Genomic DNA, 17,688 nt, shown 5'->3' with positions numbered 1-17,688 from the left:
GCGACTGAATTATTTCAGTGCTTGATGATGTAGAGGTCCTGTGTGCGGAAACGGTCCATCTGGTTCTCGGTGCTGTAGCCGCCCACATAAGACTTGACCAGCCTGGGCAGGGAATACTGCAACAAGGGGATGATGGGGTAGTCGTTCATGATGAGGCGAATGGCCTCGTTCAAAGCCGCTTTGCGCTTGGCTTGATCGTTTTCCTTGAGGCCTTTTTGGATCAGCACTTCCGCATCCTTGTTGCAATGGCGGCTGTGGTTTTGGTCTGAGTCGCATTTGACCAGCGCAATGAAACTGGTCGCATCGTTGTAGTCGGAGTTCCAACCGTCACGAGCCATCTCGTATTGACCGTCATGGCGTTTCTTGATCAGGACCTTGAATTCCATGGCCTCCAATTCCACGGTCAGTCCGAGTTTGGACTTCCATTCAGAAGCGGCAAAAATGGCCATCTTCTTGTGGTATTCGCTGGTGTTGTAAGAGAAGGTGAACTTGGCACCGGGTTGAACCCCTGCTTGCGCGAGCAGTGCCTTGGCCGTTTCCACCTTCTTGGCCATGGGCCAGTTGGCCCACTCATAGGCGATGGGGTCGGCGCCATCCACGCCTTTGACGATCAGGCCATACGCCGGACTTTGGCCGTCGGCAGTTACCTTCTGGGCCAGAATTTCGCGGTCCAGCACCATCGACAGGGCCTGGCGCACCCGCACGTCCTTGAAGAAAGGCGATTGCGTTTGGAAATCGTAATAGCGCAGGGCCAGCAAAGGGGTGTTGCGCGTGTCCTTGGGATATTTTTTCAAATAGGACTCGTAGGTGCCCGGTGGCAGCATGTAGACCCAATCGTTCTGGCCGGACTCGAACAGCTTGACATCCACATGGCCGTCCTCTACGGGCAGGTAGGTCACACGGTTGATCACGACCTGATCAGCATCCCAGTAACTCGGGTTTTTTTCGAGCACAATTTTGCTGTTGACTTGCCAGCTTTTGAGTGTGTAAGCACCGTTGCCCATCAGGTTGCCAGGTTTGGTCCACTCTCGCCCCAGTTTTTCAATTGACTTGGCGTGCAGTGGGCTCAGATTGGGGTTGCTCACGAGTTCAGGCAAAAATTTCACGGGGTGTGAGGTTTTGATTTCCAGTGTGGCTTTGTCAATGGCGCGCACACCGAGTTCCTGGGGCGGTTTCTGGCCCAGCGCCACTTCCTTGCCATTGAGGAGGAAATCTCCAAAAGTGCGAGCGTATTTGGAGCCGGTTTTGGGGTCGACCAGGCGGCGGAACGAGTAAACAAAGTCCTGCGCAGTCACTGGTTCGCCGTTTTGCCATTTGGCTTGTGGCCGCAACTGAAAGGTCCATGTGGTCGGGTCCACCTGCCGCCATTTTTCGGCCACGCCGGGCACGATTTTGCCGTTGGCGTTGCTGGCCGTCAGGCCTTCGAAGAGGTCGCGCGCGAGGTTGGCAGCCCCGACCGATTCGATCAGCGAGGGATCGAGGGTTTCTGGCTCGGAGCCATTGTTGCGGGTCAGGGTTTGCTCAGCATGCAGCTGAACACCAGTTGGCACGGTGGCGGCCCAAGAGGTCAAGGCGGCCAATGCCAGCAGGCCGCTCAAGGACACGGCCAGGAAAGTCTGTGGGATTTTTTGCATCAGGGTTTGGGTGCTTTTTGCACGTCGATGTCGATGTATTTCCAGAAGTCACGTGCAATCGGATTGCGGACGTAGCCCTGCACCCAGGGATGTGTCAGATCGGTGCCGATCCGATGGGAGACAAACTTGTAGGGGGCATAGGCCACCAGCAGTTTGACGGCCTGTTCGATCAGCTCCGTGCGCTCCGGACTGTCGGGCATGCGGTTGATCTTGCGGTAGATCTCGTCGTATTCGGGTAATTTGAACCGCGCATAGTTTTGGGCGCCAATCGATTTGCTGTAGCCGACGGCCAGGACACCGGCCCCATCGGGTGAGCCGCCACCCAGTCCCAGGCTCCACATCATCAGTTTGCCGTTGCGGGCAGCCTTGAGTTGTTCAGGCCATTGGCCGTATTTGAATTCAACGCGGATGCCGATGGCGTCCATGTTCTTTTTCCAGATTTCATTGAGTTCGCGGTAATCGGCCGTTGAAATAGTGGCGTATTCGAGCGTCAGGGGCTTGCCATCGGGCAGGTCACGCCAGCCGTCACCGTCTTTGTCGGTATAGTCGAACATGTCGAGCAAAGCCATGGCTTTGGTTCTGTCGAAAACACCCATCTCGGATCGTGTGTTCGCGTTGTAGGCGCGGGTCAGGGGCATGATGGGTCCCTGAGAGACGATGGCTTGATTGCGTCTGGGCAGCCGCACTTCTTCGGCAGTGTTGTAAGCCAGCGAAATGGCCCGGCGCAGGGCCACTTTGTCTGGAGTGTAACCCCCTACCACTGGATGATCCATGTTGAAAAAAGCATAGGTCACATCCATCAAGGGACTGCGTTGCATCTGGATGCCACGTTTTTGAAGATTGGGTGCCAGCTTGTTCTGTGGAATGGCCACATTGACAAATGCGGCAGGCAAGCGCTCCATCAGGTCGTGTTCGTTGCCCAGAAAAGCCAACCAGCGCGGCTGAGCTTCTTCGATGATCGAGACTTCCACCTTGTCGATCTGCGGCAGTTTTCGACCATTCATCTGCGCATTCACCTGCTGCGAGAGCGCTGAGTCTGCAGGCGGGCTGGCTTCGAAATAATCATCCCGGTAGTTGGGGTTGCGCACAAAGACGATCCTGGAAGAGCGCCGCCACTCGCTGAGCTTGAAAGGGCCCGTGCCCACCGGGTGCTCCATGATGCGATCACCGTAGGTTTCGACCACTTCACGCGCCACGATGCCGAAGATGCCAGGGTCGGTCAGTGCCTCCAGAAAGCGGGGGCGCACTTCCCCCAGCTTGAACTGCACAGTGTATTTGTCCAAGGCGCGCAGACCTTCGATTTCGTGGTCGTAATCGAACTTGCCCGTTTTGGTGGCTTGCTCACGCAACTCTTCCATGCCCAGGATTTTTTCTTCGCGCAAACCCGCCACGCTGGGGCTTTTGTTCTTGGGGTCGAAGATGCGTTTGTAGGTGTAAACCACGTCGCTGGCCACCAACTCGCGTTTTCGTCCCTTGAAGGCAGGATCGTCCGAAAAATAAATGCCCGGCTTGAGTTTGACGGTATAGGTCCTGAAATCGGCCGAAACGTCTGGCATGGCTGCTGCCAGGTTGGGGCGAACTACCAAAGGTCTGGCCAGGTAGTCGTAGGTGTAGAGAGAGTCGAACATGTTCGACGTCAAGATGCGCGAGTAAAGATCCGACAGTTGTGCGGGGTCAAACCCGGTTTCTGCCGATTGCATGGCATAGCGGAAAACCTTTTCCGGGGCTTTGGTGCTTTGGGCTTGGACGCTCAGGCTGTGGAGGCCGCAGATCAGCGCAAGGGCGGGGTAGAACAGGCGAGAAATGATCAAGGCAAACACTTAGAAGAATGAACAAATTTACGGCCAATAATAGTGCCTTACCGACCGGAACCGGTCAATCGAGCAATTACCCCACCATGCTGAACTTTCTTGTCAGACGCATCCTCCAGATGATTCCTACTTTGTTGGGCGTCATGCTGCTGGTATTCCTGCTTTTCCATTACTTTGGTGGTGATCCGGCCGAGATCCTGGCGGGCATGAATGCTTCGCAGGAGCAGATCGATTCCATCCGCAAACAACTGGGCCTGGACTTGCCACTGTGGCAACAGATGTGGCAATTCATGATCAAGGTGGCCACGTTTGATTGGGGCAACAGTTGGGCGACCAACGAATCGGTGGCCAAAATTTTCCAGACCAGACTGCCCGCCACTCTGACAGTGATGACCCCGATTCTGGTGATCGAGGTGTTGCTGGGGACTTTGGCAGGTCTCGCGGTGGCGTATGTGCGTGGCACCTTGACCGACAAAGTGGTGATGGTCATTTGCACCGTAGCCATGTCCATCAGCTTTCTGGTCTACGTCATCTTTGGCCAGTACCTGTTTGCCTTTGTGCTCGGGTGGTTCCCCGTGCAGGGTTGGAGCAACAGCGTTTGGACCAACCTGATGTCGTTCGCGCCCTTGCCGGTATTGTTGGCCGTGATCGTGAGCTTGGGGCCACACACCCGGTTGTACCGCAGCTTTTTTCTCGATGAAATCACCCAGGATTACGTGCGCACGGCACGGTCCAAAGGGCTTTCGGAGGAGGCGGTGCTGTTCCGTCATGTGCTGCCCAATGCCTTGATTCCCATCTTGACCAATGTGGCCACGCATTTGCCCAGCATTTTCATTGGCTCTTTCCTCATCGAAGTGTTTTTCTCCATCCCGGGTTTGGGTCGCGAGGTCTACACCGCGGTCAACCGCAGCGACTACCCTGTCATTCAGGCCGCCACCATTTACCTGGCGGCGCTCACCATGGTCATCAATCTGTTGACCGATGTCCTTTACCAGTGGGTTGATCCCCGCGTGAAACTCAAATGAGTGCAGTCATGGTTTCCAATCGTCATTCCAATTCGCTGTGGGCTCAGGTGGTGGAGCGTTTTCGCAGCGACAAAACCGGTATGGGTGCCCTCACGGTGGTGGGCTTGTTCTTTGCGCTGGTGTTGTCTGCTCAGCTCGGCTGGGTGGGCAGCGACTGGCAAGAGGAAATTGGCCAGCCTTTTGCCCCTCCGCATGTGATGGGGGCCAAAGCCGATGTTCAAGCTGAACAGGAAGCGCAAGCCCCTGTGAAGCAGTTGGATATTTCGGACATCGATCCTTTGGCACCCTTTTATGAGAAGTGGCAGCAAAAAGCCTCTGGCGTGACAATCCACAACCAGATCAAGCAAGACACCTTGCCATGGGGTGGTGACCGCATTGGCCGTGATGTGCTGAAAAAGGCGATCAAGGGCGCCCAGATTTCGATTCTGGTGGGATTGACCGCCGCCCTGATGGCCACACTGATCGGTACAGTGCTCGGGGCTGTTGGTGGCTATTTCGGTGGCGCTGTGGATGATGCGCTGGAGTGGCTCTACAACGTGTTCAACGCCATTCCTTATGTGCTGCTCATTTTCGCGCTGGCGGCGGTGTTCAAGTCCGGACCGCTGGCCAAGGTGTTTTCCAACGGCATCATGAACGTGGTGGTGATATTGAGTCTGGTGGGCTGGACGGGCATTTACCGTCTGGTGCGGGCCGAGTACATCAAGCACCGCTCACGCGACTATGTGCGTGCGGCCGAGGCCATTGGTGCCAGTCATTTTTCGCGTTTGTTTGTCCATATCCTGCCCAACATCAGCCATGTGATTCTGGTTCAGCTGAGTTTGCATGTGGTCGGCTTCATCAAAGCCGAAGTGATTCTGTCTTTCCTGGGTTTGGGTGTGTCGATCGACATGGTCAGCTGGGGCACGATGCTGTCGGAATCCCAGACCGAGCTGATCTTGGGTATCTGGTGGCAGTTTCTGGCGGCGACGACCATGATGGCCATCTTTGTGACGGCGTTTGCCCTGTTCACAGATGCCTTGCGCGATGCGCTGGACCCCAAGATTCGCTGAGGGCATGTGACATGACCGCAACACTTCAAGTCAAAAATCTCAAAGTCTCCTTCGACATGGGCCGTGCCGGGATTCAGCATGCCCTGCATGGTGTCAGTTTCGATGTGCCAGAGCAACGTACCCTGGCCTTGGTCGGAGAGTCGGGCAGTGGCAAGAGCGTGAGTGCCCTGAGCATTTCACGGTTGCTGCCCGACAACGCGTTGATCGATCCGTCCAGCCAGATCATCAGCCAAGGGGTGGACCTGCTCAAACTGTCGGATACCGAGTTGCGCAAACTGCGCGGCAAGGACATCACCACGGTGTTTCAGGATCCGATGAGTTCGCTCAATCCCGTCAAGACCATCGGCCAGCAGATTGCTGAAGTGCTGATGCTGCATTTGGGCTTGAGCCCCAAGCAAGCCTGGGAGCAGACCAAGGCCGTGCTCGACGAAGTCGGCATTCCCGACCCAGCCAACCGCATCAATGCCTATCCGCACGAGTTGTCGGGCGGTCAGCAGCAGCGCGTGATGATCGCGATTGCGATCGCCTGCCAACCCCGTTTGTTGATCGCCGATGAGCCAACCACGGCGCTGGATGTGACCGTGCAGCGCCAGATCATCGAGCTGCTGGTGCGTTTGCAGGACAAGCACAAGATGAGCATGCTGTTCATCAGCCACGATTTGGGTTTGGTGGCCGAGCTGGCCCACGAAGTGGTGGTCATGCGCCATGGTGAAGTGCGTGAAGCCGGGTCGGTTGAGGCGATTTTCAACCAGCCCAAGGATCCTTACACACAAGCGTTGCTGGCGTGTCGGCCGCGCTTGAATCAGGACTACGACCGGCTGCCGGTCATCGAAGACTTCATGAACCCTGCGGGTCGCACGCTGACACCCAAGGCGGCTGCGTCCACCGATGGCGATGTGTTATTGACAGTGGACAGCCTGGCCAAAGACTATGTGATCAAGACGGGTTTGTTTTCCCGTAAGACCGTGCATGCGGTGCAAGATGCGAGTTTCTCGTTGCGCCGTGGCCAGACATTGGGGGTGGTGGGCGAGTCCGGCTCTGGTAAATCCACGTTGGGCTTGATGCTCGCCCAATTGCTGCAAGTCACCCGCGGGGAAGTCACACTGGCTGGTCACCCGCTGACAGGGCAAAGTGCGGCGCAAATCCGTGCCATGCGCAAGAAGGTTCAGATCATTTTTCAGAATCCTTATGCCAGTTTGAATCCCCGGTTCACGGTAGGCCGGATTCTGGAGGAGCCTTTAAAGATTCACGGCCTGGGCGGTGATGAAGCCGCAAGGCAAGCTTTGGTGTTGGAGTGGCTGGAGCGTGTGGGCCTGGGGGCCCATGCCTTGCACAAATACCCGCATGAATTCTCGGGCGGTCAGCGCCAGCGCATTTCGATTGCACGCAGCCTGATCCTGCAGCCCGAGATTGTGGTGTGCGACGAATCTGTCAGCGCTCTGGACGTGAGCGTGCAGGCCACCATCCTGAACTTGCTCAAGGACTTGCAAAAAGAGTTTTCTTTGGCCTACCTGTTCATTTCGCACGACTTGGACGTGGTGCGCTTCATGTCTGATCAGATGATCGTCATGAAGCAGGGGGCCATCGTGGAGCGGGGTGCAGCCGCAGACATTTACGCCAATCCGCAGCACCCATACACCCAGGAGCTGTTGGGGGCCATCCCCAAAGGCTGGACGCCAGAGCGTGCGGCCGCGCTGGCTTGATTCTTGTCGTTGTGAGGCTTCAGGCATCAGGCGTCAGGCGTCAGGCGTCAGGCGCTTGGGGTAGCACCTGCAAGTGCCTCAAGCGGGTTACCGCCAGCCCCACCCCAGCCGTGAGCAGGGCACCCACCCCCGCCAGCAGTATGGGCGTGACCATGGTGGTGTGCTCGCCCAGCCAGCCGCCCAGCAAGGCACCCGGCCCCGCAGGCAGCAAGATCAGCCAACGCATGGTGGTGGTCATGCGGCCCAGCATGGGGGAGGGCGTCACCGATTGCCTGATCGCCAGAAAATTGATGAACAGCAAAGTGGCACCCGCGGCAAAGCCCATCAGCATCAAGGCGAAGCCGACGACGGCCGGAATCTGGTCCTTGAACAGCGCCAACTGAAGCCAGCCCAAGCCTGTCAGGCCAATGCCCAGCAGCAGGGCGGGGCCCGGGCCGATGGTTTTGGACAGTCTTGGCCCAACCATGCCCACTGCAATCGAGCCAGCTCCTAAAGCCACATAGCTCACCGACAGGTGCTCTTCGCTCATGCCCAACTCGCGTACGGCGTAGATCACTTGAATCGACATGGCCATCTGTGCGAAGAACTGCCAAGCTCCCACCACCAGCGCGCTGTGAATCAGCACGGGCTGGCTGCGCACAAAGGCCAGGCCTGCCTGAAGTTGGCCCCAGAAATGGGTGTGCTCGGGGGGCGTTAGCTTTTCCTGAATGCGCAGGCCCTTGAGCATGAGGGCCGAGCAAAGCACCAAAAAGCAGTCGACCAACAGAGTCAATGGCCCGCCTAACAGCTTGATCAAGAGACCCGCGATGCCTGGGCCGATGACCTCTGCGGTTGAACTTGCTATGGCGTTTTGTGCATGGGCCTTGACCAATTGATCGCGGCCCACCAATTGGGTGAGCACGATTTGTGATGCCGAACCTGCGACCGTGTACACCACACCCGCGCCAATGCCCACCACATACAGCCAGCCCATGCTCAGCATGTCCAACGTCCAGGCGATCGGCACCGACACCAGCATGGCGGCCATCAGCAATTCGCCTGAGATGTAGACCGGCAATTTTCGGATGCGATCCAGGTAGACACCCGCAGGCAAAGACAGCACCACAAAGGGCAGCAACTCCATGGCGCCGAGCAAACCCATTTGTGTGGGACTGGCATGCAGCACCACCACGGCGGTCAATGGCAGCACGATCATGGTGAGCTGTGCCCCTAAATTGCTCAGCAGGATCGAGCCCCACAGCCTTGCGTAACCTGGAATTCGGAACAAGCTTTCAGATTTCATGCCTGTGGGCGTGTCATTGTTTGGTCTTGGAGTTGGGGCACTCTCCATTGTCGTGTGCGAGGTTCCACCATGTTGTCGTGGACATGCAACAGACGAAAAAAAGCCCCAAGCCAAAGGACTTGGGGCTTTGTTCTGGCGGAGCAGGCGGGATTCGAACCCGCGGTGGGCTATTAACCCACACACGCTTTCCAGGCGTGCGACTTAAACCACTCATCCACCGCTCCGAAGCCATAGATTGTAGCTTAAACTTCGCCCCTGTTTGTCCATTTTCAGGACCTTTGCGGTCTGCCCAGCATGAAATTCCGTTTTCCCATTGTCATCATTGACGAAGACTACCGCTCCGAGAACACATCGGGTCTGGGCATCCGTGCGCTGGCCGATGCCATCGTCAGCGAAGGGTTCGAGGTTCTGGGGGTGACCAGCTATGGCGATCTCTCGCAATTTGCCCAGCAGCAAAGCCGTGCCAGTGCTTTCATTTTGTCCATCGATGATGAAGAGTTCACGCCTGGGCCCGATCTGGATCCGGCCGTGATCAGCCTGCGTGCCTTCATCGATGAAGTGCGCCGCAAGAACGCCGATGTGCCGATCTACATCTATGGCGAGACCAAGACCAGCCAGCACTTGCCCAACGATATCCTGCGCGAATTGCATGGTTTCATTCACATGTACGAAGACACGCCCGAGTTCATGGCGCGTCACATCATCCGCGAGGCCAAGAGCTACCTTGAAGGCCTGCAACCCCCATTCTTCAAGGCGCTGCTCGATTACGCAGAAGACGGCTCTTATTCATGGCATTGCCCCGGCCACTCGGGTGGTGTGGCTTTCCTGAAAAGCCCCGTGGGTCAGATGTACCACCAGTTTTATGGCGAGAACATGCTGCGCGCCGACGTGTGCAATGCGGTGGAAGAATTGGGTCAGCTGCTGGACCACAACGGCGCGATTGGCGAGAGCGAACGCAATGCGGCGCGCATCTTCAATGCCGACCATTGCTTCTTTGTGACCAATGGCACCAGCACGTCCAATAAGATGGTGTGGCACCACGCCGTTGCGCCGGGGGACGTGGTGGTGGTGGACCGTAATTGTCACAAGTCCATCTTGCACTCGATCATCATGACCGGGGCCATCCCGGTGTTCTTGAAGCCAACGCGCAACCACTTCGGCATCATCGGCCCGATCCCCAAAAGCGAGTTCGAGCCTGCGGCCATCCAGGCCAAGATCAAGAAGAATCCGCTGCTCAAGGGCGTGGACGCCAAGAAGGTCAAACCGCGCATTCTGACGCTCACGCAGTCGACTTATGACGGCGTGCTCTACAACACCGAAACCATCAAGGGCATGCTCGATGGCTACGTGGAAAACCTGCACTTTGACGAGGCCTGGCTGCCGCACGCCGCGTTCCATCCGTTCTATGGTCCGTACCACGCCATGGGCAAAAAGCGTGCTCGACCGAAAGAGTCGATGGTCTATGCCACCCAATCGATCCACAAGCTGCTGGCGGGCATCAGCCAGGCCAGCCATGTGCTGGTGCAGGACGCACAAAACACCAAGCTGGACCGCCCACTGTTCAACGAGGCGTACCTGATGCACACCTCGACCAGCCCACAGTACAGCATCATTGCCAGCTGTGATGTGGCTGCGGCCATGATGGAGCCTCCTGGCGGTACAGCATTGGTCGAGGAGAGCATTGCTGAGGCGCTGGACTTCCGTCGTGCCATGCGCAAGGTGGACGAGGAATATGGCAAGGACTGGTGGTTCAAAGTCTGGGGGCCAGAGAAGTTCGCAGACGAGGGCGTGGGCCGTGCGGATGATTGGATCCTTCGTAACGATCCGCGCAAGAAGGCCAGCAAGTGGCACGGCTTTGGACAGCAGCTGGCCGATGGCTTCAACATGCTTGACCCGATCAAGTCGACCATCGTCACGCCCGGCTTGGACCTGGACGGCAAGTTCGACAAGACCGGTATTCCTGCATCCATCGTCAGCAAGTTCCTGACCGAGCACGGGGTAGTGGTCGAAAAGACCGGCCTGTACAGCTTCTTCATCATGTTCACCATCGGCATCACCAAGGGCCGCTGGAACACGCTGCTTACCGCTTTGCAGCAGTTCAAGGACGACTACGCCAAGAACCAGCCGATGTGGCGCATCATGCCGGAGTTCTGTGCCAAGCACCCGCGCTACGAGCGCATGGGCCTGCGCGATCTGTGCCAGCACGTGCACGAGATGTACGCCAAGTACGACATTGCGCGTTTGACCACCGAGATGTACCTGTCGGACCTGGCACCCGCCATGCGCCCATCAGACGCGTACGCGCACATTGCCCAGCGCAAAACCGAGCGCGTCGAGATCGACGACCTGGAAGGCCGCATCACGGTGGGACTGGTGACGCCATACCCACCGGGTATCCCGCTCTTGATTCCTGGCGAAGTTTTCAACAAGAAGATCGTGGACTACCTCAAGTTTGCCCGTGAGTTCAACGAGAAGTGCCCTGGCTTTGAGACCGACATTCATGGCTTGGTGGAGATCAAGGACGACGATGGCAAAAAGCGTTACTTTGCTGATTGCGTGAAAGCTTGACCATTTGAATTGAGGTTACTTCTTCCAAAAAAGAAGCCCCCGAAATCGGGGGCTTCTTTTTTGGAGGCACCTCCCGGGGGAGGTGCTTGATCGGCATGCCGTATCGCTTGCTTAGAACTTGTAGTCGTAATAAGCAGAGATGCGTGCTGCACGTGGCGCAGTGTAAGACAGCGGAGTGCTGTACAGAGCGCGCACTGCTGTGCCCGAGTTGTAGCGTTCTTCGATGACTTCAACCGATTGGCGGTTGAGGACGTTGAAGACGTCCAGCTTCAGGGTCAGGCCCTTGAGTGTCGCGGGCTGGTAAGCCACGTTCAGGTCCAGCTTCATGGTGTAAGGCAGTGTGCCTTGCGAGCCACGGGGAGAGGCCACACCGTTGCAGTAGAAGTAAGCAGAGCCGTAGCCTGAGTAGTTCGTCACTGCATTCGGGTTGGTGGAGCCCACGGCATCAGGCGCATTGCCGATACAGTTACGTGGACGACCGGATGCCAGTGCCACGTTGGCACCAAAGCCCCATTCTGGATCGGCTTGGTAGTAACCAAACATCTTCAGTTGGTGCTTGCGGTGGTTAGGCAGCAAGCCAAGGGCGTTGCGCGAGAACTCTGGATAGTCGAAAGCTTGTGTGGTGGACACATCGGCTTGGCCGATGTCGGACAGCAGTTGGCCTTCGGTGTTGCCGTAGTTGCGCGACAGGGTGTAGGTCACCTTGCCGTAGAACTTGCCATCAAACGGATGCTCCGCGAAGAGGTCCAGCGCCTGGTAAATGCGCTTGACTTTGTCGAAGCCCAGATCCTTGGCAGACAAATCGACGCGGCGCATGCCTTTGCCGTCGCCGTAGTCCATCATGAAACTGTTGGCAATGCCGGGATTGAACAATGCGCAGTGGTAGCCTTCCCAGTTGGCTGTGTTGACACCGTTGCGGTCAGCCCATGCCTGGAAAGGACGGTCATCGCAATGGTCGTCGATGGCCGAGCGCAGTGTGCGGTAGGTGAACTTGCCGCCGATGTTCAGGCCTTTGTTGACAGCCTGTTCAAAGCCCAAGGCCAATTCATCCTGGTAGTTGCCCTTCATGTTGAGTGCTGCAACAGATTGGGGGTCCTTGGACTGACCGTATTCGTTGTTGGACGAATACACGGGGCTGATGGAAGTCAAGCCAGTGGGTTGACCATTCGAGTCGACACCTGTGTAGATGAAGTTTTGCTTGGTGTAGAGCGATGCACCTGCAGCACGCACAGCCACGTTGGTGGGCAGTGGCACATGGTAACGGCCCGCGCTACCAAACACCTTCAGCGTCTGGTTGCCCAGAGCATCGAAAGTAGCGCCCAGACGTGGCGCGATTTGGGTTGGCAGATTGATGTAAGACTTGCCGTCACCGTTCTTGTTGTTGAAGCCTTCGTTGCGCAAGCCCAAAGACAGCAACAACTTGTCGTTGACTTGCCAACGGTCCTCAATGTACTGAGCAGTTTGGTCGACGGACGGTGTCGACATGGTGTTGACATAGACCTGCTGTGCGTAATAGCCCAGAGCGCCATATGGGTTGTTGGTGGTTACGCTGTTGGCGGCAGCGTATTTACCATCAATCAGTGCACCAGGTGTGCTGGACTTGAAGTATTCCCAGCGGAACCCACCCGCCACGCCACTGCCAGCAGTTGAGTTGATGGTGTTTTTGTCGAGGCCAGCGCGCAGTGTGTGTTGCTGGTTGAGCTTGTATTCCACGTCAAAGCGCAGGCCCTTGTTTTTGTCCACAGCACCGGGAATCAGCAAGTTGCCGGAGATGGTTTGTGGGTGGGCGTAAGGGCCAAGGCCTGGAACTTCGTTGGTGGAGTCAGAGAAAATTTGTGGCAACGCAGGGTTGTAGCCCACAGGGATTTGCTGGTGACGGCTCTTGGTCTGACCCAGCACGGCAGTGAAGGTCAGGTCTTTTGTGAAGTAGCCTGTGTACTTGAAGATGTCCGCTTCCGAACCTTGTTGCGAAGCGACAGGTGTTGGGCCCCAGTTCACATAGGTTTGTCCACCGTTTTGCACATTGGTGTTTTGCAAAGTGGCGTAGTTGAAGCCGTAGTATTTGCGAGCCGAGGTGTATTTGTCGGCCAGGCGGGTGTATTCCAGATGGTGGTCATCTGAGATGTTCCAGTCCAGCTTCATCAAATAACGAGGGATCTCGGTGGCGATTTCTTGCCATGAAGAGGATTGTGTGGATGCAGAAGCCGTGTAGGTTGCAGAAGTGTTGCCTGTACGGATGCCATTGAAATTGGTATTCGCACGCTCACCCGAGAAATAAATGAACAGCTTGTCCTTGATGATGGGGCCGCTGAAGTAGCCAGTGGTCGTCACTGAATCAGTGGTGTTGGCCTGGTTGTAAAAGTACAACTTGTTGGCCAGAGCAGTGCCGTTATCCGCGTAGTACTGGTTACGGCTGGCTGCGCGCAGTGTGTCAGGGCTCCAGGTGATACCGCCACCTGCCTTGAACTCGTTGGAGCCGCTCTTGGTGATGATGTTGACCACGCCACCCGTGGAGCGGCCGAATTCAGCGCCATAACCGCCTGTCAGGACCTGTGCCTGGGCAATCGAATTGAAAGGAAGTTGTGAGAAGCCAACCTGTGTCAGAGCGTTGGTCACAGGGAAGCCGTTGATGTAGTAAGCGTTTTCAGATGCACTGGATCCACCGAAGCTGGGGGCGTTGGAGCCGCCATAGCGCGAGTCGCCGCTTGTGGTGTTGGGGGCCAATTGGATGATGGCGCCCACGTTGTTGGCCACGGGAATGCGCTGCAGTTCTTTGGCAGTGAAAATGGTGGTGGAGCCCATTTCCGTCATGTCCAGCTTCTTGGCAATTTGCGTACCGGTCACGACCACGGTATCCGCGAAGGAAATTTCGGTGCCCTGACCGATACGGACATCTACATCGGGGTTGCTGTTGACCACTTTGCCATCTTTGACCACTTGGACAGAATAGCTGCCCACTGGCAATGCTCCGAGGCTAAAGCGGCCTGTATTGTCCAGGTTCACCGAACGCTTGAAGCCTGTTTCCTTGTTGGTCAGCACCAAAGTGCTGCCGGAGGCGGCTGTACCGTAGACGGTACCTGTGGCGTTGGATTGGGCAAAGGCCGTGTTGATCGTGCCAACGCTGACCAGGGTGACACCAAAAGCCAAGCTGAGCGCTTGAGACAAGAACTTTTGGCGAAATGCCTGTGGGGATGAGAGGTGTGACTTTTTCAATTTCAACTCCGTTACGAAACTACGAACACAACATTTAATATGACTTTGTAAGTTGTGTTAACTGGGTGTTACACCTTTGTTGTTTTTACGCATCATCGACAAACTCGATCAATCACATTTGATCTGACTATTTTTTGATATTTTGCAAATATAAATTAATGAATTCGGAGCTTGGTTTGGCCAAAAAAAACCACCCTGAGGTGGTTTTGTTTTTTGCGGCCAAAATTGGATCAGTTCGGCTCAGCAATCCCACCCACCACCTGACTGAATCCACCGTCCACATAAGTGATTTCGGCGGTGACGCCGGCGGCCAAGTCCGACAACAGAAATGCAGCCACATTGCCTACATCTTCGATGGTCACATTTCGGCGGATGGGTGATGTTTCGGCCACGACCGACAAAATCTTGCCAAAACCCTTGATGCCGCTGGCGGCCAGTGTCTTGATGGGGCCTGCCGAAATACCGTTGGCACGCATGCCGCGGTTTTGGCTGCCCAGAGATTCGGCCAAGTAACGGACCGATGCTTCGAGGCTGGCCTTGGCCAGGCCCATGGTGTTGTAGTTGGGCACGTTGCGAATGGCGCCTAGGTAAGTCAAGGTCAGAACCGATGACTTGTCGTTGAGGTAGGGCAGGGCCGCTTTGGCCATGGCAGGGAAGCTGTATGCGCTGATGTCGTGGGCGATTTTGAAGGCCTCGCGAGACAGGCCGTCGAGGAAGTCGCCGGCAATCGCTTCGCGCGGCGCGTAGCCAATGGCATGCACAAAACCGTCAAACTTGGGCCAAGTGGCTGAAAGTTCAGTGAACAGCTTTTCAATTTGCTCGTCGCTGCCAACGTCGCAGTCAAAAACCAGATTAGAGCCAAAATCGGCTGCAAACTCGGTGATGCGGTCTTTGAAACGCTCGCCCACGTAGCTGAAAGCCAACTCGGCGCCTTGCTCATGGCACGCCTTGGCGATGCCGTAGGCGATGGAACGGTTGGACAAAACGCCCGTGATCAAGAGTTTTTTGCCTGCGAGGAATCCTGTTTTATTTGTCATGAGGGTGCTCCGTTAACGTGGCCGTGATTGTCTCATGCTCAGTAAGGGCTCGAGATGGGTGCGCAGTGCGGGTATGAGATCGATGTTTCTCTTGAAAATCACACACTTAGCGGCTTTTTTGGGCTAGAATAGGAACTTCACGACCAAACGGGCGGGTTCTCACCGCCCGTTTTTTTTGGTCGATTCATTATTGGCAGAACATCCGCTCCTGTTAAAAATCCTGTGGCATTGCAGCAAATCGTTGAAGAAACCGTGACCGGACTGGGCTATGACCTGGTAGAGATTGAACGCTCTGCCGGAGGCCTGTTGCGCATCACCATCGACTGGCCATGGCAGGGGCCTGCCTCCGAAGAAACATTTGTGACGGTCGAAGACTGTGAGAAGGTCAACCGTCAACTGCAGTTTTCCCTCGAGGTGGATGGGGTTGATTACAAGCGCCTGGAAGTGTCTTCCCCAGGCATCGATCGACCATTGCGCCATGAAAAAGATTTTGAGCGCTTCGTGGGCGAGCTGATTGACATCACGCTCAAGGCCCCCATGGGCGACAGCGCAGCGGGCCTGGTCAGCGCCAACCGCAAAAAATTCAGGGGCACGCTTGAGCGCGATGCCGCCAACACAGGCTGGCAAATCGTCTGGAGCGATGCGCCCGAAGTCAAACCCGGTCAGCGCATCAGCAAAAAGCGCGTGCCCGCGCCGCTGCAGGCGCTGGGCTTCACGCTCGATGAGTTGCGTGAAGCGCGTCTGGCCCCTGTGGTGGATTTCAAAGGGCGAAAGCCCAAAGTTCAAGCCTGACCGCTGGTCAGGATCGCATGCAAAGCAAATCGGGTCAGCTGTTGACCCAGTGGAATAGGAGAGTCGAGTCATGAATCGCGAAATGTTGATGTTGGTAGAAGCCATCTCCCGCGAAAAGAACGTCGAACGCGATGTGGTGTTGGGCGCGGTCGAGGCCGCTTTGGCGCAAGCCACCAAGAAGCTGTATCAGGGCGAGGTCGACATCCGTGTGGCCGTGGACCGCGATACGGGCAACTACGAGACTTTCCGTCGCTGGCATGTGGTGCCCAACGAAGCTGGTTTGCAATTGCCCGAGCAGGAAATCCTGTTGTTCGAAGCCCAGGAGCAGATCCCGGACATCGAAGTGGACGAATACATCGAAGAGCCTGTCGAGTCCGTGCCCATCGGCCGCATCGGCGCCATGGCCGCCAAGCAGGTGATCCTGCAGAAGATCCGCGATGCCGAGCGTGAAATGCTGCTCAACGACTTCATGGCCCGCGGCGAAAAGATCTTTGTCGGCACCGTCAAGCGCATGGACAAGGGCGACATCATTTGCGAGGCTGGCCGTGTCGAAGGTCGACTGCGCCGCAGCGAAATGATCCCCAAGGAGAACCTGCGCAATGGTGACCGCGTTCGCGCCATGATCATGGAAGTCGACCTGACCTTGCGCGGCGCCCCGATCATCCTCTCTCGCTCTGCGCCTGAGTTCATGATCGAGCTGTTCCGCCAGGAAGTGCCCGAAATCGAACAAGGTCTGCTCGAAATCAAATCCTGCGCCCGCGATGCCGGGTCACGTGCCAAGATCGCCGTGATTTCGCACGACAAGCGCGTGGATCCCATCGGCACTTGTGTCGGCGTGCGTGGCACCCGCGTGAACGCTGTCACCAACGAACTCGCTGGCGAGCGTGTGGACATCGTGCTGTGGAGCGAAGACCCCGCCCAGTTCGTGATCGGTGCCCTGGCGCCAGCCAATGTGCAATCCATCGTGGTGGACGAAGAAAAGCACGCCATGGACGTGGTGGTGGACGAGGAAAACCTGGCCATCGCGATCGGTCGTGGCGGCCAGAACGTGCGCCTGGCTTCTGACCTGACCGGCTGGAAGATCAACATCATGGACGCGGCCGAGTCTGCCCAAAAGCAAGCCGAAGAAACGACGGGCATCCGCCAGTTGTTCATGGAAAAGCTCGATGTGGACCAGGAGATCGCCGACATCCTGATCGAAGAAGGTTTCACCAGCCTCGAAGAAGTGGCCTATGTGCCTATTCAGGAAATGCTGGAAATCGAGAGCTTCGACGAAGACACGATCAACGAACTGCGTTCGCGCGCCAAAGACGCTTTGCTGACCATGGAAATTGCCCGTGAAGAAAGCGTTGAAGAAGTGTCGCAAGACCTGCGCGATCTGCCTGGCCTCACGCCCGAGCTGATTTCCAAACTGGTGGAAGCGGGTATCCATACCCGCGACGACCTGGCCGACCTGGCCACCGACGAATTGACCGACATCACGGGCCAAACGGCAGAAGACGCCACCGCCCTGATCATGAAAGCCCGCGAACACTGGTTCGCTGCAGGCCAAGCCTGAAGCTGATGGAGGCTTG

General features: G+C 56.6%; 11 protein-coding genes and 1 tRNA gene. 6 read left to right on the top strand and 6 right to left on the bottom strand.

Annotation, left to right across the window (positions count from 1 at the left end; genetic code table 11):
- Nucleotides 1-14 precede the first annotated feature (14 nt).
- Both IC609_RS11455 and IC609_RS11450 read right to left on the bottom strand, forming a co-directional pair.
- Nucleotides 15-1,634: a peptide ABC transporter substrate-binding protein gene (locus IC609_RS11455; RefSeq protein WP_191819622.1), complete on the bottom strand. Its 1,620-nt coding sequence runs from the start codon at nucleotides 1,632-1,634 to the stop codon at nucleotides 15-17.
- Nucleotides 1,634-3,445: an ABC transporter substrate-binding protein gene (locus IC609_RS11450; protein ID WP_225224126.1), complete on the bottom strand. Its 1,812-nt coding sequence runs from the start codon at nucleotides 3,443-3,445 to the stop codon at nucleotides 1,634-1,636. The genes IC609_RS11455 and IC609_RS11450 overlap by 1 nt, the downstream gene beginning before the upstream one ends.
- 86 nt (nucleotides 3,446-3,531) lie before the next feature.
- Here IC609_RS11450 and IC609_RS11445 point away from each other — a divergent pair, with 86 nt between their 5' ends.
- Genes IC609_RS11445 through IC609_RS11435 form a run of 3 tightly spaced genes read left to right on the top strand, consistent with a single transcriptional unit; the run spans nucleotide 3,532 to nucleotide 7,222 of the window.
- Nucleotides 3,532-4,470 (top strand): ABC transporter permease, encoded by a 939-nt coding sequence (locus tag IC609_RS11445; RefSeq protein ID WP_191819621.1) that lies wholly within the window; start codon nucleotides 3,532-3,534, stop codon nucleotides 4,468-4,470.
- Between the two features lie 8 nt (nucleotides 4,471-4,478).
- Nucleotides 4,479-5,519 carry an ABC transporter permease gene (locus IC609_RS11440; protein WP_191819620.1) on the top strand — a complete coding sequence of 347 codons (1,041 nt, stop codon included), beginning with the start codon at nucleotides 4,479-4,481 and terminating at the stop codon, nucleotides 5,517-5,519.
- A gap of 11 nt (nucleotides 5,520-5,530) precedes the next feature.
- Nucleotides 5,531-7,222 (top strand): ABC transporter ATP-binding protein, encoded by a 1,692-nt coding sequence (locus tag IC609_RS11435; RefSeq protein WP_191819619.1) that lies wholly within the window; start codon nucleotides 5,531-5,533, stop codon nucleotides 7,220-7,222.
- A gap of 40 nt (nucleotides 7,223-7,262) precedes the next feature.
- Here IC609_RS11435 and IC609_RS11430 read toward each other — a convergent pair whose 3' ends face one another.
- Both IC609_RS11430 and IC609_RS11425 read right to left on the bottom strand, forming a co-directional pair.
- On the bottom strand, nucleotides 7,263-8,504 hold the full coding sequence (locus tag IC609_RS11430) for an MFS transporter (RefSeq protein WP_191819618.1): 1,242 nt from the start codon (nucleotides 8,502-8,504) through the stop codon (nucleotides 7,263-7,265).
- Nucleotides 8,505-8,637: 133 nt separating this feature from the next.
- A tRNA-Ser gene (locus IC609_RS11425) sits at nucleotides 8,638-8,728 on the bottom strand.
- 70 nt (nucleotides 8,729-8,798) lie between these two features.
- On the opposite strand from IC609_RS11425, the gene IC609_RS11420 reads away from it, so the two are divergent.
- The gene (locus IC609_RS11420; RefSeq protein ID WP_191819617.1) at nucleotides 8,799-11,072 is read left to right on the top strand and encodes an arginine/lysine/ornithine decarboxylase; all 2,274 of its coding nucleotides are present in this window, start codon (nucleotides 8,799-8,801) and stop codon (nucleotides 11,070-11,072) included.
- A gap of 111 nt (nucleotides 11,073-11,183) precedes the next feature.
- On the opposite strand, the gene IC609_RS11415 is transcribed toward IC609_RS11420, so the two are convergent.
- Together IC609_RS11415 and fabI are read right to left on the bottom strand one after the other, a co-directional pair.
- A complete protein-coding gene (locus IC609_RS11415; RefSeq protein ID WP_191819616.1) occupies nucleotides 11,184-14,237 on the bottom strand; it encodes a TonB-dependent receptor in 3,054 nt (1,017 codons plus the stop codon).
- Nucleotides 14,238-14,515: 278 nt separating this feature from the next.
- Nucleotides 14,516-15,322, bottom strand: coding sequence for an enoyl-ACP reductase FabI (gene fabI, locus IC609_RS11410; RefSeq protein WP_191819615.1), 807 nt, complete (start codon nucleotides 15,320-15,322; stop codon nucleotides 14,516-14,518).
- Between the two features lie 222 nt (nucleotides 15,323-15,544).
- On the opposite strand from fabI, the gene rimP reads away from it, so the two are divergent.
- Both rimP and nusA read left to right on the top strand, forming a co-directional pair.
- Nucleotides 15,545-16,114 (top strand): ribosome maturation factor RimP, encoded by a 570-nt coding sequence (rimP, locus tag IC609_RS11405; protein WP_191819614.1) that lies wholly within the window; start codon nucleotides 15,545-15,547, stop codon nucleotides 16,112-16,114.
- 70 nt (nucleotides 16,115-16,184) lie between these two features.
- Nucleotides 16,185-17,672 carry a transcription termination factor NusA gene (nusA, locus tag IC609_RS11400; protein WP_191819613.1) on the top strand — a complete coding sequence of 496 codons (1,488 nt, stop codon included), beginning with the start codon at nucleotides 16,185-16,187 and terminating at the stop codon, nucleotides 17,670-17,672.
- The last annotated feature ends 16 nt before the right edge of the window (nucleotides 17,673-17,688 follow it).

This window comes from Limnohabitans radicicola, assembly GCF_014837235.1.
In the GTDB taxonomy this organism is placed as follows: Bacteria; Pseudomonadota; Gammaproteobacteria; order Burkholderiales; family Burkholderiaceae_C; genus Limnohabitans_A; species Limnohabitans_A radicicola.
This window is presented reverse-complemented; position numbering and strand designations above follow the sequence as displayed.